Annotated in this window: 10 protein-coding genes; 4 read left to right on the top strand and 6 right to left on the bottom strand. The window is 66.1% G+C overall.

Annotated elements, in window-relative coordinates; all coding sequences use genetic code 11:
• Window positions 1-14 precede the first annotated feature (14 nt).
• The 5 genes from pdxA to K1X11_RS02555 form a co-directional block, all read right to left on the bottom strand.
• The gene (pdxA, locus tag K1X11_RS02575; protein ID WP_221032395.1) at window positions 15-1,016 is read right to left on the bottom strand and encodes a 4-hydroxythreonine-4-phosphate dehydrogenase PdxA; all 1,002 of its coding nucleotides are present in this window, start codon (window positions 1,014-1,016) and stop codon (window positions 15-17) included.
• 1 nt (window position 1,017) lies between these two features.
• A complete protein-coding gene (locus K1X11_RS02570) occupies window positions 1,018-2,190 on the bottom strand; it encodes a four-carbon acid sugar kinase family protein (protein ID WP_221032394.1) in 1,173 nt (390 codons plus the stop codon).
• A 53-nt stretch (window positions 2,191-2,243) separates the two neighbouring features.
• Complete coding sequence (locus K1X11_RS02565) at window positions 2,244-3,152, bottom strand: dihydrodipicolinate synthase family protein (RefSeq protein ID WP_221032393.1); 909 nt, start codon at window positions 3,150-3,152, stop codon at window positions 2,244-2,246.
• Window positions 3,153-3,217: 65 nt separating this feature from the next.
• Window positions 3,218-4,384 carry an iron-containing alcohol dehydrogenase gene (locus K1X11_RS02560; protein WP_221032392.1) on the bottom strand — a complete coding sequence of 389 codons (1,167 nt, stop codon included), beginning with the start codon at window positions 4,382-4,384 and terminating at the stop codon, window positions 3,218-3,220.
• Window positions 4,385-4,391: 7 nt separating this feature from the next.
• Window positions 4,392-5,939: a sodium:solute symporter family transporter gene (locus K1X11_RS02555; protein WP_221032391.1), complete on the bottom strand. Its 1,548-nt coding sequence runs from the start codon at window positions 5,937-5,939 to the stop codon at window positions 4,392-4,394.
• 433 nt (window positions 5,940-6,372) lie between these two features.
• Here K1X11_RS02555 and K1X11_RS02550 point away from each other — a divergent pair, with 433 nt between their 5' ends.
• Entirely contained in the window at window positions 6,373-7,731 is a 1,359-nt protein-coding gene (locus K1X11_RS02550; RefSeq protein ID WP_221032390.1) for a hypothetical protein, read from the top strand.
• Window positions 7,732-8,138: 407 nt separating this feature from the next.
• Here the strand turns inward: K1X11_RS02550 and K1X11_RS02545 are convergent, their stop codons facing one another.
• A complete protein-coding gene (locus K1X11_RS02545) occupies window positions 8,139-9,512 on the bottom strand; it encodes a glycoside hydrolase family 28 protein (RefSeq protein ID WP_221032389.1) in 1,374 nt (457 codons plus the stop codon).
• A gap of 393 nt (window positions 9,513-9,905) precedes the next feature.
• Between K1X11_RS02545 and K1X11_RS02540 the strand changes: the two genes are divergently transcribed.
• The 3 genes from K1X11_RS02540 (at window position 9,906) to K1X11_RS02530 (ending at window position 15,777) form a co-directional block, all read left to right on the top strand.
• Window positions 9,906-11,384, top strand: a complete 1,479-nt coding sequence (locus K1X11_RS02540) for a hypothetical protein (RefSeq protein WP_221032388.1) — start codon at window positions 9,906-9,908, stop codon at window positions 11,382-11,384.
• Between the two features lie 110 nt (window positions 11,385-11,494).
• Window positions 11,495-13,000 (top strand): MGH1-like glycoside hydrolase domain-containing protein, encoded by a 1,506-nt coding sequence (locus K1X11_RS02535; protein ID WP_221032387.1) that lies wholly within the window; start codon window positions 11,495-11,497, stop codon window positions 12,998-13,000.
• Window positions 12,997-15,777, top strand: coding sequence for a DUF6298 domain-containing protein (locus tag K1X11_RS02530; protein ID WP_324726066.1), 2,781 nt, complete (start codon window positions 12,997-12,999; stop codon window positions 15,775-15,777). The genes K1X11_RS02535 and K1X11_RS02530 overlap by 4 nt, the downstream gene beginning before the upstream one ends.
• Window positions 15,778-15,784 lie beyond the last annotated feature (7 nt).

Here is a 15,784-nt window from a genome sequence, read left to right as displayed (position 1 = left end):
CCACAGTTGAGGAATCAGGCAGAAGGTTGAGCGGCCAAAGCGGCAGCGAGTTTGATGGCTTCGATGAGCGAGCGCGGGTCGCCGCGGCCGGTGCCGGCATTGGCGAAATCGGTGCCGTGTTCGACGGAGGTGCGGATGATGGGCAGGCCGAGGGTGACGTTCACGCCGCGCCAGATGCCGAGCATCTTCGCGGCCACGTGGCCCTGGTCGTGATACATGGCGACGGTGCCGTCGAATTCCCCTTGGGCGGCGCGGAAAAACACGGTGTCGCCGGGATGGGGACCACTGACGTTCCAGCCGCGGGCCTGGGCTTCGGCGATGGCGGGGGCGATAAATTCCTCCTCCTCAGTGCCGAAGAGGCCTCCTTCGCCGGCGTGCGGATTGAGCCCGGCGACGGCGAGTTTGGGGTCGGCGATGCCGAGGCGTTGCACGGCGGCACGCGTCAGTTCGAGGACTTTCAAAATGCGTTCGGGGCGGACGCGGTTGATGGCCTCGCGCAGCGAGACGTGGGTCGAGACATGGCTGACGCGCAACTTGTCGGCGGCGAGCATCATGGTGGCGCCGGGCGACTGGCAGACGTGCGCGAGCAGGCCGGTGTGACCGTCGTAATGATGACCCGCAGCGTTGAGGGCGGCTTTGTTGAGCGCGGACGTCACAATGGCCGCCACGCGACCCTCAAGGGCGAGGTGCGCGGCCGTGACGACGGCGTCGTAAGCCGCTTGGCCGGCGGCGGCGGAAACGGCGCTGCGCTCCAGGGTAGCAAGGTCGACATTCTTCAGGTCCAACACGGTCAGGGTTTCGGCCGCGAAGGTGGCGTTTTCGGGCGTATCCACCGCCACGATTTCCGCCGGACAGTTGGTAAATGCCCGGGCCGCGGCGAGGGTGGCCGCGTCACCGATGACCAGCGGCCGACAGACCGCACGCACCGCGGGGTCGACCAAGGCCTTGGTGAGCAGTTCGGGGCCAGTGCCGGCAGGATCGCCGAGCGTGAGAGCAAGCAGAGGGAGGGAGGACATGTCAGCCGCGGGAAGGAGTCGGGAAAAAGTGCTGATGCAGCGGAGCCGGCCAAGGGTAGCTGCCGGGTTTCAGGGTGAACAACGGGAAAGGGCCGGTGACCGGCTGCAGCGTCACCACGCCCGGTCCCCACGCATGCCGCACGCCGAAACGACGGCGGCCGAGCGCGGAGGCGATGGCCGCGGCGGTGGCACCACCTTCGATGAAAAGATGCCACGGTTTGTGGTCGAAGGAGGCGGCAAGACACTCGGCCAGGAAGGCGTGAGCGCAGGTGATGCGGCCGGGCGTCGATGGATCCGGGGAAACCTCACCCTCCACGTAAACGAGGGCGCGGTTGTTGCGGCGCACTTGGCGGAGCACCCGCTGGCGCCAATTTGTGAGGGCGGTGTCGCCGCGCCGGGACAACTCGTCGAGCGAGAGCGGCACGGCATCGGGCGAGTTTTGCAGCAGGGCGCGCTGGGCCGGAATCGTTGTGCCCGAGAGCAGCAAGGTAGGGGCGTCGAGCGGTGGCGGCGGCGCCGGGGTCGCGAGCGGCACGGGCTGCAACAACTCGGTGAAAAACGCGCCACCACCGGCAGGCAGGGTGGCGGGGGAGACGCGGCGAGCCCAGGCCTGCAGGTCGCGCACATCGGCGGTGTCGCCGATGACGAGGCCGGCTGACGGCAACTCACCGTGCGGCGGCAGGCTGCGGGGTTCCGCGGGCCCCGGGCCATCCCACTCCCCGAGGATATCCACCACCGCGTCGGTGGTGATCGGGTTGAGGGGATCGCGCCCAAAGGGCGTGCGATGCAGGGGTTCGGTGCCGATGCGGTAGTGACCGCCGACGATGTGGCGGGAGAACGCCGGATTGGCCGGCACGAGCAGGGTGAGATCGCGCTGCAGGTGACGGGCGAGCGCGGCGGTTTCGGCGGCGACGGGGCCGCGCAGCACCGAGTCGGTTTTTTTGAAGAGGCGGCAGTCGGAGGGAAGCTCGGTCGCAAAATACTGGATACGAGCGGCGGCGTGCGCGGCCGAAAGCAGCCGGGTCTCGGTGTCGACCACCACGAGCTCGGCGGGATCGACCGGCGCGGTCTCCGGATCCATCGACAGATGGGTGCGCAAACCGGCGCGATGCGCGATGCCCGCGATCTCGCAGGCACCGGTGAGGTCATCGGCAAAAACCAGGTTGAGGGACATGAAGCGAAGGGGTTGTGGGGTAAGCTGGGGCGGGGGTAGAAAGCAGGCGGCGGTTAGCCGAGGTCGACTTGAAGCTCGCGGAGCGCGGCGCAGACCTCGGCCTGGACCGAATCGGAGTAGGGCGAGAGCGGCGGCAGCATGGCCGGCGAACACATGCCCTGGGCGGCGAGGCCGGTTTTGAGGCCAGCCAGCGCGTGGCCGAGGGTGGTGCCGCGTTGCAGGGCCGCGTTGACCTGGTCGAACTGTTGTTGGAGGGCGGTCGCGGCGTCCCAGTCGCCGGCCTCGACGTGACGCCACCAGGCGGCCCATTCGGCGGGCATGAGGTTGCCGCCGGACGGGATGACGCCATCGAAGCCGCCGCGGAGGGCCGCGGTGCCTTTGGCGGCGATGCCCATGAGCAGGGCGAAATTGGGGCGGTCACCAAAACGTTGATACGCTTCCTCCCATCGACCGGCGGTGCCCTCGGAGTCCTTGAAGCCGATGACGTGCGGCAGGTCGGCGAGCTCGGCGATGACGTCGAGGGGGATGGAGTGGTGGGTGGCGACCGGGATGTTGTAGAGCATGAGCGGACCACCCACACCGTCATGAATGCGGCGGAAGTAGGCGGTCATGTCAGCCGGTGTGAGCGCGTAGTAACCGGGCAGGAGTGCCACCACGGCAGTGGCACCGAGAGCCAGGTAGGCGCGGCCGGCCTCGATGCTTTGGGCGACACAATGATCGCCGATGCCGACATACACCGACACGCGGCCAGCGGCGGCCTGTAGGGTCGTCTGCACGAGCGGGAGGCGTTGGCTGGCGGCGACCGAGGCGGCTTCGCCGGTCGTGCCGAGCACGAAAATATGCAGGCCGTGCGCGGCGAGGCGGTCCGCGATGCAAGCGGCGGCGGCGAGGTCAACATCGCCGGCGGCAGTGGCCGGCGTGACCATGGGAACGATAACACCACGATGGAGGGAGGAGGGCATGGCAGGATAAGTAGTGAGTAGCGGGTAGCGAGTAGTGAGTAGGCGAACTTGGAGTCTACTTCGGTTCAGGCCTCGAAGGCGGCCTGATAAATGGCGATGGCGTCGTCGCGGGTGACCGGGCGCGGGTTGTTCTGCAGCAGGCGCGTAACGAGCAGGGCTTCGTCGGCGAGGGTGGGAATCATGGCGGCGGTCACCCCGTGGTGACGCAGGCCGAGTTGAATGCCGCTGGCGGTGATGAGCCGCGTGAGCAAATCCGGCAGTTGGGCGGCCGTGGTGGCGTCGTCGGCGCAGTGATCCGGGTCGGCGCCGAGCGCGCGAGCCAGAGCCGCAAAACGGGTGGGTTGGGCGGGGACGTTGAAGGCGACCACCGCCGGCAACATGAGCGCGATCGAAATACCGTGAGCGAGATGGAGCGCGCCACTGAGCGGGTAGGCGAGGGCGTGCACGCCGTTGGTGTTGACGGGCCCCAGACTGAGTCCGCCGTAGAGACTGGCAGTGGCGAGGGCGTGCCGCGCGGCGAGATCGTTGCCGTGGTTAACCGCGGTGAGCAGCTTTTCGCCCACGAGGGCAACGCCGGCGAGCGCCCAAAGATCGACCGTGGGATGGGCGTTGCGGCTGGCGTAGGCTTCGAGGCAGTGCGCCAGCGCGTCGATGCCGGTCGTGGCGGTGAAGCTGGGGGGCAGCCCGGTCATGAGCGCCGCGTCTACGATGGCGGCGTCGGGAATGAGCGCCGGCGAAATGATCGCTTTTTTCGTCTGCGTGGCGTCGTCGAAGAGCAGCGAATTGGGCGATACCTCGCTGCCGGTGCCGGCGGTGGTTGGGATGCAGATCAACTTGGTGCGGCGCGCCTCCAGCACGTTGATCCCGTAGAAATCGGTCGCGGGTTCGGTGCGGTCGTGCAGGGCGGCGACCACTTTGGCGACGTCGAGCACGGAGCCTCCGCCCAGGCCAATGACCAGGTCGGGCGCGAAGCGCGTGGCCCGGGCGCGCAGGGCTTCACATTGGGCGGTGGTGGGCTCGGCGGCGAGGTCGGTCACGATCTCGATGGCCGCGCCGGCTTCGCGCCAGGGGGCGAGCACCTGCTCCGCCAGCGCCAGCACGGGCGGCGCGGTGAGCACCCAAAGGCGGCGGTAGGGACCACGCACCCAGGATTCGAGGGCGGACGCGGCCACGTTCGGGCCGAGCGAGATCTGCGGCGGTTGGCGAAACGTGAGGGAGGAAGCGGCGGACATGGAAAAATCAGGCGACCGGGCGCGGCGCACGGCGGTAGACGAGTTGGTCGACATCGGGCGGCACATGGCCGCCGACGAGACGGCTGACGCCGTAACCGACGCCAAAAACGACGCCGTGGCCGAGGATGCCGATGAGGATGGGGTTGAGCGGGAAGTTGAAACCGAGGTCGATCAGCGGCTCGGCGCCGGCCGTGACCGTGCCCCAGGCCGTAAAGACGGCGCAGGCGGCGAGACCCGCGTAACACCCGGCGCGGGTCGCGGTGCGGGTGAAGAAGCCGAGGAAGAACAGACCGAGCATGCCGCCCGAAAGAATGGCGGCGACGGTGACGGCGCGTTCCATGATGGTGGCCGCTTCGCCCTTGGGGGCCATGAGCAAGGCGGTCAGCAGGGCAACTCCCCCGCCGACGAAAACCGCGAGGCGACCGATTCGCACCCGGGCGCGGTCGCTGAGCTGCGGTAGGAAATGGCCCATGATGTCGGAGGTGAAGGCGGTCGCGATGCTGTTCAGATCGGGGCTGATCGAGGACATCGAGGCCGCGAGAATGGCCGCGAGCATGAGTCCCACGATGCCGGCCGGCAGTTGATGCACGATGAAGTGCGGCACGACCTCGTCGGCGACGTTGGGCGGGGTGGCGCCGCTGAGTTGGTAGAACCCAAAAAGGCTGGCGCCGATGAGCATGAAGATGGCCCAGACGGGCACGCACAGCAGACCGTTCCAGAGGGCGCCGCGCTCGGCATCGGCGTCGGAACGGGCGATGAGGTAACGTTGCACCATGTGTTGGTCGGCAATGTAGCGCCGGCCCCAGTTGACCGTGTAAGCGAGCACCAGCAGCCATTGGGTGGTGTGAGTTGAGTCGAAGAGTGAAGCCCACGAAAAACTGAAGTCGCCGAGGCCCAGACGACCGCCCTCCCAGGCGGCGCGCAACACCGCGCCGGGTTCGCCGCATTCGGGGGCGAGCAGCAGGCGCAGCGCGATGAGCACGGCGGCAATCATAAACACGCCGCCTTGCACCACACTGGTCCACACGATCGTGCGCATGCCGCCCAGCATGGTGTAGGCGACCGTAAAGACGGCGAGGCCGGCCACGACGTTAAAGAGCGGCCACCCCGTCATGACCGCCACCGGCACGGCCGAGGTGAGCAAGGTTACGCCGACATCGAAGAGCCGATCCGCCATAAAACAGATCGAGGCGTAGAGCCGCCCCCCGAGACCGAAGCGGCGCCCGAGGTATTCGTAGGCGCTCATGCGGATCGTGCGCCGGTAGAACGGCACGATGACCTTGGCCACGAAGAAGAGCACGGCGGGCAGGGTGAGGCTGCCGAGGAGGAGAATGAGGCCCTTTTGGTAAGCCGTGGCCGGGTGGCCAACCATGGTGTTGCTCGAGATCAACGCGGCCATCATTGCCATGGCCACGGCCCAGCCCGGCATGGAACGGCCCGCCACAAAATAGTCATCGGCCGTGGTCGCGCGTTGGCGGCCGCAAAACCAAGTGATGCCGGCAATGACGCCGGCGTAGGCCGCGATGACAAAATAATCGAGGAGGCTGAGGGGCACAGTCGAGAGGGGGAAGGGGTTGGGGGGCAACGCGTCACGGCAGCGTGGGGACGCGGGCACTGTGGCCATGGGCAGACAGCGGCCGGGAACGTGGCGGATTCGCAGCATAAGTCATACGGTTGCGGAAGTGCTGCCCGATTTCAGATCAATGGTTGCGGAATGCTAAGAAATCGCCGGCCGATCTTAGGATCGCGTCACAGGCCCTGCAGATTCTGGCAGAAGTTGCGCCACATTCCGCCGATAGTCGGGTCGCAAGGCCTCGCCGGACCGGTGATCGCCTGCCGCAACTCCCCCCAACCCCTGGCCGCTGACTGACCCGATGATGCATCTGACTCGACTCGTTTTCCCTTTAAACCGTAACCGCGCAAAACCACGCCGACCGCTTGCTTCCCTGGCTGCGGTTGCGCTCCTCAGCCTGAGCGCGCTCGGCGCGATGGGCGCGGAGCCTGCCCAAACCCCGTCCGACGATGAGCGCCAGATCGCTTTTCCCGGCGCCGAAGGTTACGGCCGTTTCGCACAGGGAGGCCGCGGAGGGCGCGTGATCGCGGTGACCAATCTCAACGACTCCGGCCCGGGCAGTCTGCGCGCCGCGGTCGAGGCCGAGGGGCCGCGCACGGTTGTATTCAACGTTTCAGGACGCATTGACCTGAAGTCGAAGCTCATCGTGCGGGGACCCAATTCCCAGCTCACGGTGGCCGGGCAGACCGCGCCGGGCCTGGGCATCTGCATCAGCAACTACAACTTCGGCATGCTGGGCGCCCGCGACGTGATCATTCGCTACGTGCGGGTGCGCCCGGGCAATACCTCCGGCACGACGCTCGACGGCATGGGCATGGCCTCGGCCGACAACTGCATCATCGATCACTGCTCGATCAGTTGGACGCTGGATGAGGCCTTCAGCTCGCGTAGTGGGAAAAACATTACGCTGCAGCGCACCCTTATTTCCGAGGCGTTGAACGCGGCCGGTCACAAGAACTACAAACCGGGCACGCAGCACGGTTATGCCGCCAGCATCGGCGGCGACGTGGGCAGCTTTCACCACAACCTGCTGGCGCACAATGCCGGACGCAACTGGAGCCTCGCCGGTGGCCTCGACAAGCACGCCGGCCATACCTACGCGGGCCGCCTCGATATCACCAACAACGTGGTCTACAACTGGTCGAAGCGCGCCACCGACGGCGGTGCCCACGAGGTGAATTTCGTGAACAACTACTACCAGCCGGGACCCGCCACGACGTTCTTCTACGCGCTTAACGCGCAATACGGCGGCTTCCCGGGCACGCAGCGCTACTACTTTGCCGGCAATGTCATGCCGGGCCATTTCGGCCTCGAAAATCAAGCGGACGGACGCATCGCCACGACCGAACGCGGTGGCACGCTGCCGCAGGATTACAGCCCGTGGAGCGACACGCCGTTCTTCCCATCGTATGTCACCACGCAAAGCGCGGAAGAGGCCCGGGCGGACGTGTTGGCCGATGTGGGCTGCAATTTTCCCGCGCTCGATCCGCATGATGAACGCATCCTACGCGAGGTGCGCGAAGGCACCTTCACGTATCGCGGCAGCGTAACCGGACTGCCCGGATTGCCGGACTCGCAAGAGGACGTGGGCGGCTGGGACGATTATCCGGAAGTGCACCGCGCGGCCGACTGGGACACCGACGGCGACGGCATGCCGGATGCGTGGGAACGGGAGCACGGATTTGACCCGCACGACCCGAGTGACGGGGCCGCAGATCGCAACGGCGACGGCTTCACCAACCTCGAGGATTACCTCAACGGGTTGGTGAGTTGAGGTGGAGCGGGAGGGGGCCCGACGTTTGCGGTGAGGCAGACTCCTACTGGAACAGACGCCGTCGGGACGCCGGCGTCCACCTGGCAATACCGAGGTGGACCGGGGCCTCCGGACCCGGTCTTGCGGCGGAGCGGAACGAAGCGCAGCCGACGCTTGCGGTGAGGCAGACTCCTACTGGAACAGACGCCGTCGGGACGCCGGCGTCCACCTGTCGGTGCCGAGGTGGACCGGGGCCTCCGGACCCGGTCTTGCGGCGGAGCGGAACCAGGCGCGACCGACGCTTGCGGTGAGGCAGACTCCTACTGGCGCGACGCCGTCGGGACGCCGGCGTCCACCTGGCGATACCGAGGTGGACCGGGGCCTCCGGACCCGGTCTTGCGGCGGAGCGGAACGAAGCGGGCTTCGGCTTAGTTCTGTTTGGGTTCGCCGTTGATGATGACGTTGCGCAGGGCGAGGTTCTCGATGCCGGTCAGCAAGCTCGGTTCGGCGACGCCGTTAAAGGTGCAGTTGCGCACGGTGACGTCACTGATGGGCAGCTCGTCGAGGCCGTGAAAGTGGAAGGCGCGGCGGGACTTTTGGGACGTGACGTTTTCCACCGTGACATGGCGCACCGTCGGGAGGTGCGGGCCGCGCTCGCTCCAATAGAAGAGGTTGATGCGAAACACGGCGTCGGAGACTTCGCCGACCTCGACATTGCGGAAGTGCACGTTCTCGACCACGCCGCCGCGGAAGGAGTTGGACTTGATGCGGAGGGCGCGCTCGAGGTTGGGACTGTCCATGCGGCAGTCCTCCGCAAACACGTTGCGCACGTCGCCGGACATTTCGCTGCCGATGACCACACCGCCGTGGCCGTCGCGCATCTCGCAGTTGCGAATGATGATGTTTTCGCTCGGCACGCCCACCCGGCGCCCGTCGGCATCGCGGCCGGATTTGATCGCGATGCAATCGTCGCCGGTGTCGAAGAGGCAGCCCTCGATGAGCACGTCGCGGGAAGAGTCGGGGTTGCAGCCGTCGTTGTTGGGGCCGTGGCCGATGGTGCTGACGTTGCGCACGGTCACGTTGGTGCAGAGCACGGGGTTGAGAAACCACATGGGCGAATCGCGAAAGGTCACACCCTCGATCAGCACGTTGGTGCAGCGGTAGGGCTGCACAAAGACCGGACGCAGGCCGGACTCGGCGCCATAAACGCGTTCCTCGACCGGCACGTTGTCCTCGCCCTGTTGGCGAGCATTCTGAATGTGCGGCCGGGCTTCGCGCGACCAGGTCCACCAATTGTCGCGGGAGGCGCGTCCGTGAAAAGTGCCGGAGCCGGTGATGGCGATGTTCTCCTGCTCAAACGCGTAGATGAGCGGCGAAAGGTTCATGACCTCGGTGCCCTCAAAACGGGTGCGCACCACGGGCAGGTAATCGCTCGGGTTCGTGCTGAAGTTGACCGTGGCCCCCGCGGCGAGATGCAGGTTGACGTTGCTCCGCAAGTGGATCGGCCCGGCGATGAACCAGTCGCCGGTCGGCACGAGAACGCGACCTCCGCCGGCGTCGTGACAGACGGCGATGGCGGCATCGAGCGCGGGTTTGATGTCGGTCTGGTTGTCGGCCACCGCGCCATAGTCGGTGATACTAAAATCGCGGTCCGGAAAGGTCGGCGCGACGATGCGGGCGAGGATGGCGGGCACGTCATCCCAGGTGAGCGCACCGGGGGCGCCAGCGGCAGAAAGACGGGTAACGGCGAGGACGGAAAAAAGCGCCAAACCAAGCAGGCGAAGACGGGTGGGGAAGTGCATGGGGAAGGGGTGGGGAGGGGGAAACAGGGCCGGGATCCTAGGCGAGCGGCCGTTTTTCGTCTGCCCGCAAACAACCGGTTTCTAGCGGGATCATAAGGAGGGGCCTTTCGACGGCTCTACAGAGGAGAAAAACGCCCCGCCGCCGGAGCGGTGATTTAAGGTAACGGCGCCCTTAGTCCTTAGGAAACCGCCATGAATTCGGATAATCATGGCAGAATCTCCGGGTAAACGCGTTAAGATGATCCCCGGTTGCAGGACCCTCCTCGCGGGTTCGTTGCGTCCATTACACCCCTGCCCAAAAAATCCCCGACCGTCCGACTGGATGGCCGTTTGTTGTGCTTCGCGCACGACCCTCGGCGCACCTAGTAAGACCGTTCCCCATTCCCCTGGCCCATGACTCGATTTTACGCCCTCTCGCGATTCCGCCGCCGCCCCGTCACGTCAATCCTCACCGCGCTGGCGCTCAGTGTGATCGGGCTGCTCGGTTCTCCGCAGGACCTCGGTGCGGCCGTGCCGTCTTTCCCGGGCGCGGAAGGCGCCGGCGCAATCACGCCGGGTGGTCGCGGTGGTCGGGTGCTCAAGGTCACCAACCTGCAGGACCGCGGACCGGGATCATTCCGCGCCGCCGTCGAAGCCGCGGGCCCGCGCATCGTGATCTTCGAAGTCGCCGGCCGCGTGGAGCTGCAGTCGCCGGTGTTGATCAACCATCCCTTTCTCACCATCGCGGGGCAGACCGCGCCGGGCGACGGCATTTGTATCAGCGGAGACACGACAACGATCAACGCCAGCGATGTGATCGTGCGCTACATGCGTTTCCGCCGCGGCAACCTCGTCAGTCGCGACGACGCCTTCAACGCGGTGCATTCGCCGGGCCGTATCATCCTCGATCATTGCTCCTTCAGTTGGGGACTGGATGAAAACGTCTCGCTCTACCGCTACATGAAGCCGGACGGGCAGGGCGGTTTTGAGAAGAATCCGATCGAGGACCTCACGATTCAGTGGTGCATCTCGAGCGAAGCGCTCGACCTCAATCGCCATGCCTTCGGCTCCACCATCGGCGGCCGCCGCGCGAGCTTTCATCACAACCTCTGGGCCAACAACACGGCGCGCAACCCGAGCATCGGCTGGGGCGACCAGATCGATCTGCGCAACAACGTGCTGTTCAACTGGGCCCACCGCTCGATCGACGGCGGCGACAGCACCTCCGTGCTGAACGTGATCGCCAACTACTACAAACCGGGGCCGGCGACCGGCGAGGGACCAGTGCGCTACCGCATCGCGCGGCCCGAGGCGTTTCGCAATTTCCACGAACGCGACGAGCCGGGGTTCTGGCTCGCGCAGGACAACGTCGTGGAAGGCGCGCCGGAAGTCACCGCCGACAACTACGCCGGCGGCGTGCAATATGGCGGAGGCGACGAGCGCGCCGCTGAAGTCGCCGCGCTGATCGAGCACGCGCGCCATCACGCGCCGGTGCCGATGCCGGCGGTGCGCACGACCACCGCCGAGGAAGCCTACGCCGCGGTGTTGGCCGGAGCCGGTGCCACGCTGCCGCGCCGCGATCCGGTTGACCTTCGTATCATCGAGGAGGTGCGCAGCGGTCAGCCGACCTATGGCAACGGCATCGTGAAAGTGCACACCGACGTCGGCGGCTGGCCGGACTACCAAGGCACCCCGCCGCCGGTCGACTCCGACGGAGACGGCATGCCCGATGCCTGGGAGCGGCGTTACGGATTTGATCCGCACGATCCCGCCAGCGGTTGGGTCGACTCTGACAAGGACGGCTACACCAACGTCGAGGAATACCTCAACGGCACCGACCCGCGCGTCGCGACCGACTACACCGATCCCGCCAACAACGTGAACACCCTGTGAGGGGAAGGCCCATGGACCACACGGAAGACACGGAAATGATTCCAACCACGAATCACACGAATCACACGAAACTAGCCAAGACGGTGAGAAGGATCATCCATCTGCCGAGTATGCCGTGGGCCATACTGGGACTGACCGCGACACTGGTGTCGGCGGAGCCGGTGGTGTTGCAAAGCGACGAGTTTGCCCGCCACGCCGCGCACTTTGCCGCGACCGACGCCGAGACGGTCGTCAACCTCGTGCCGGATGCCGATGCGTGGGACTGGATGCGTGATCGCGTGCCGCTCTTTACCTGTTCCGATGCGGACGTCGAAGAGATTTACTGGTTCCGCTGGTGGGCGCTGCGCAAACACCTGACGCGCGATGAAGCGTCGGGGCACATGGTCTTCACGGAGTTCATCACCAAACCCAAACCCGTGAGCAGTGCACTCGGTCACGAGTTGATGGAAGGCCGTTGGCTGCGCGATCAGCAACCCTTCGACGAGACGGTGCTGTATTGGCTGCGTGGGCACGAGGGCGGTCCGCAGCCGCACCTGCACAAATATTCCCAATGGCTGCAGTATGCGCTGTGGCAGCGTTGGATGGTCACCGGCGACACCGCCACGTTGGTAGGCTTCACCGATGAGTTGTTGGCCGACTACGAGCGATGGGAGACGAGCAACCGCCGCGACGACGGTCTGTTCTGGCAGGCCGACGTGTGGGACGCGATGGAGGAGTCGCTCAGCGGCGGCCGGCATGTGAAAAACGTGCGTCCGACCATCAGCGCTTACATGGCCGGCAACCTCTGGGCGCTGGCCGAAATCACCCGCCTGACGGGCCGCGACACCTTGTCCGGTCAACTCTACGCGAAAGCCGGCGCACTGCGCGCCCAAGTGGTGCAGACGCTGTGGGACGAAGAGCGCACGTTTTTCACCTCCCTGACGGAGGAGCTCGAACGCATTCCGGTGCGGGAGCAGATTGGGTTTATTCCGTGGTATTTTGGCCTGCCGGCCCCCGAGCGCGGCTACGAGCGTGCCTGGGCGCAGCTCAAGGATCCGGCCGGATTTCATGCGCCGTTCGGCATCACCACGGCCGAGCGCCGCGATCCGCGTTTCCGCTCCCACGGCGTCGGCACCTGCGAGTGGGATGGCGCGGTGTGGCCCTTCGCGACGTCGCAGACGCTCACGGCGATGGCCAAGGTGCTGCGCGACTACCCGCAGGACGTCATCGATCGGCAGGATTACTTTGACGCGTTCATCACCTACACGCGGTCGCAGCGCTACGACGGTGACGCCTACATCGGCGAGTATCAGGACGAAGTGAGTGGCCAGTGGCTGAAGGGCCGGCACCCGCGGAGTTATTGGTATAACCATTCCACCTACGCGGACCTTTTGATCAGCGGCGTGGTCGGACTGCGTCCCCGTGAAGACAACGTGCTTGAGATCGACCCCTTGTTGCCGGCCGGCACGTGGACCTGGTTCTGCCTCGACAACGTGCGTTATCGCGGCCGCGACATCACCATCCTGTGGGATCGCGACGGCACCAAATTCGGCCGCGGCGCCGGGCTGCGGGTTTGGGTGGACGGCCGCGAAGTCGCGCAGGCCGACGAGCTTTCGAAACTGGAGGTAACGTTGTGAATCATTTCACCACATTTCTCCGTGGGTCGGGCTTTACGCCCGACATTCCCCAGCCACTCGAATTGTCGGGCGTAAAGCCCGACCCACAGGTCGGCAAATCGCGTCGCGCCCTACCATGGGTATTTGCGTTACTCGCCACGGCGCTGGTCGCCAAACAAGTCCCGCCGCCCGTGACGATGGGATCAGACGGCCAACTCGTTTACCAAGTCGCGGACAACGGCGATCGGGTGCCCGACTTTTCCTCGGCCGGTTATGGCGGGGGTGGGGTGGCGATTCCGTTTCTGCCGTCCGTGATCGAAGTCGCGCCGGTTGACGGCGATGACGGCGCGCGGATTCAGGCAGCCCTCGATTGGCTCGCCGCGCAGCCCGCCGATGCCGCCGGTCTGCGCGGCGCGGTGCGTCTCACCGCCGGCCGCTACGACATCGGCGGTCAACTCAAACTGCGCGCCAGCGGCATCGTGCTGCGCGGCGCCGGCAACGGTCCGGACGGCACCGTGTTGGTCGCCACGGGCACCGAGCGCCGGGCGTTGATCGAGATCGTTGGCACCTTGCAACGCACCGCTCTCGGCCCGACCCGGGCCATCACCGACGACTACGTCCCGGTCGGCGCCACGTCTTTCACCCTCGATGCGGTGGACGGTCTCGTGGTCGGCCAACGCCTCGATGTCGAGCGGCCGAGCCCCGCAGCGTGGATTCAGTTTCTCGGCATGGATGTCGCCCCGGCGCGCCAGCCCTACAACTGGAAACCCGATCGCTTCAATCTGCACTGGGACCGGGTCATCACCGCGATCGATGGTCACACCGTCACCCTCGATGCCCCGATCACCACGGCGCTGGAAGCCCGCTGGGGCGGCGGCAAGGTGCAGGCGTATTCAGAAGCCGGTTACATCAGCCAGGTGGGCGTGGAGCATCTGCGCTGTGAGGCGGAAATTGACGCCGCCAATCCGCACGACGAACAACACGCCTGGAATGCCATCGATCTGCACGCCGTGCGCGACGGCTGGATCAGTGACGTGGTGGGCGTGCACTTCGCCGGCAGCATCGTGCAGGTCGGCGCCAAGGTGGAACGGGTGACCGTGCAGGACTGCGCCTCGCTCGCGCCGAAGTCCGAGTTGGCTGGCTATCGTCGCCTCGCGTTTCACTCCCGCGGTCAACAGACGCTCTTCCTGCGCTGCACGACCGAGGACGGTCTCTTTGACTTTACCGTCGGTTATCAAACCGGCGGACCCAACGTGTTTCTGGAGTGCCGGGCGGTGCAGACCCAGGGCTGGAGTGGTTCCATCGGGAGTTGGTCCTCGGGCCTGCTCTTCGACCAAGTGTCGATCGACGGCGGGATCCTGCGGCTCGACAACATGGAAACGTGGAATCAAGGCGTCGGCTGGGCCGCGGCCAATTCCGTGATCTGGGACAGCGAAGCCAGCAAGATCATCGCGCGGACCCCGCCCGGCGCGCACAACTGGGCCAACGGCGTGTGGGGCCAGTTTGTCGGCGACGCGGCGTGGAGCATGTCCAACGAGTTCGCCCATCCGCCGTCACTTTACCGCGCCCAGCTCGCCGACCGCGTCGGCCCGGATGCGATCAACGCGCTCGCCCCGCGCACCTACACCGAGCACACGCTTGCCGCGATTCCGTCGCTGGAGCAGGTCGTGACCGATCTTGCCGTGCGCCTGCAACCGACACCGTCGCCGGCCGGCCACCCGCTCTCGTTGCGCGACGGGGTGCTCTTCCTCGGCGATGAACGTTTGACCGGGCGCTGGACTGCTGGCGCCTGGTGGCTCGGTCGCATGGAGCCGGGGCGCGCCAAGGAGTTTGGCCCCGCCATCACCCGTTTCGCTCCCGGTCGCACCGGCATGGGCCTGACCGATGAACTCCCGGCGGTGGCCGACTGGATGGAACGTCAGAACATCGTCGCCTTCCGCCATCACTACGGCCTCTGGCACGAGCGCCGCCGCATCGATCATCAGATGATTCGCCGGCCCGACTCCGATGTGTGGCCGCCCTTTTTTGAACAACCCTTTGCGCGCTCCGGCACCGGCCGCGCTTGGGATGGCCTCAGCCGCTACGACCTCACGCGCTACAATCCGTGGTATTTCCAGCGCCTGCGCGACTTCGCCGATGTGGCCCGCGAGCGCGGTCTCGTGCTGATCAACGAGATGTATTTTCAGCACAACATCATCGAGTCGGGCGCCCACTGGGTCGACTCGCCCTGGCGACCGGTCAACAACATCAACGACACCAGTCGCCAGTTCCCCGAGCCGCCGCCGTTCACCGGCGACACGATCAAGATGGCCGACGAATTCTACGATCTCAGCGACCCGACTTACCGCGCGCTTCATCGCGCCTACATTCGGCAATGCTTGGACAATCTCGCCGGCCAGCCGAACGTGATCCACAGCCTCTCCGCCGAAAACACCGGACCGCTGCACTTCATGCAGTTCTGGATCGATGTCGTCGCCGAGTGGGAACTTGAGACGGGTCAACACCCGCTCATCGCGCTCAGCGCCACCAAGGATGTGCAGGATGCCATCCTCGCCGATCCGGCGCGCGCGGCCGTGGTCGACATCATCGATTTCACCTACTGGTTCCGCACCGCCAAGGGCGACGAATATGCCCCCGCCGGCGGCATCTCGCTCGCGCCGCGCCAGAACCTGCGCAAGTGGAAGGGCGGCCAACCCAACGCTGCGTCCATCGCCGCCATGGCGGACGAATACCGCGCGCGTTTCCCCGGCAAAGCCATCATCACGAGCCTCGACCAGGCCGCCGACATTCAACTCTGACCCCGCT

The organism is Actomonas aquatica (assembly GCF_019679435.2).
Lineage (GTDB): Bacteria > Verrucomicrobiota > Verrucomicrobiia > Opitutales > Opitutaceae > Actomonas > Actomonas aquatica.
This window is presented reverse-complemented; position numbering and strand designations above follow the sequence as displayed.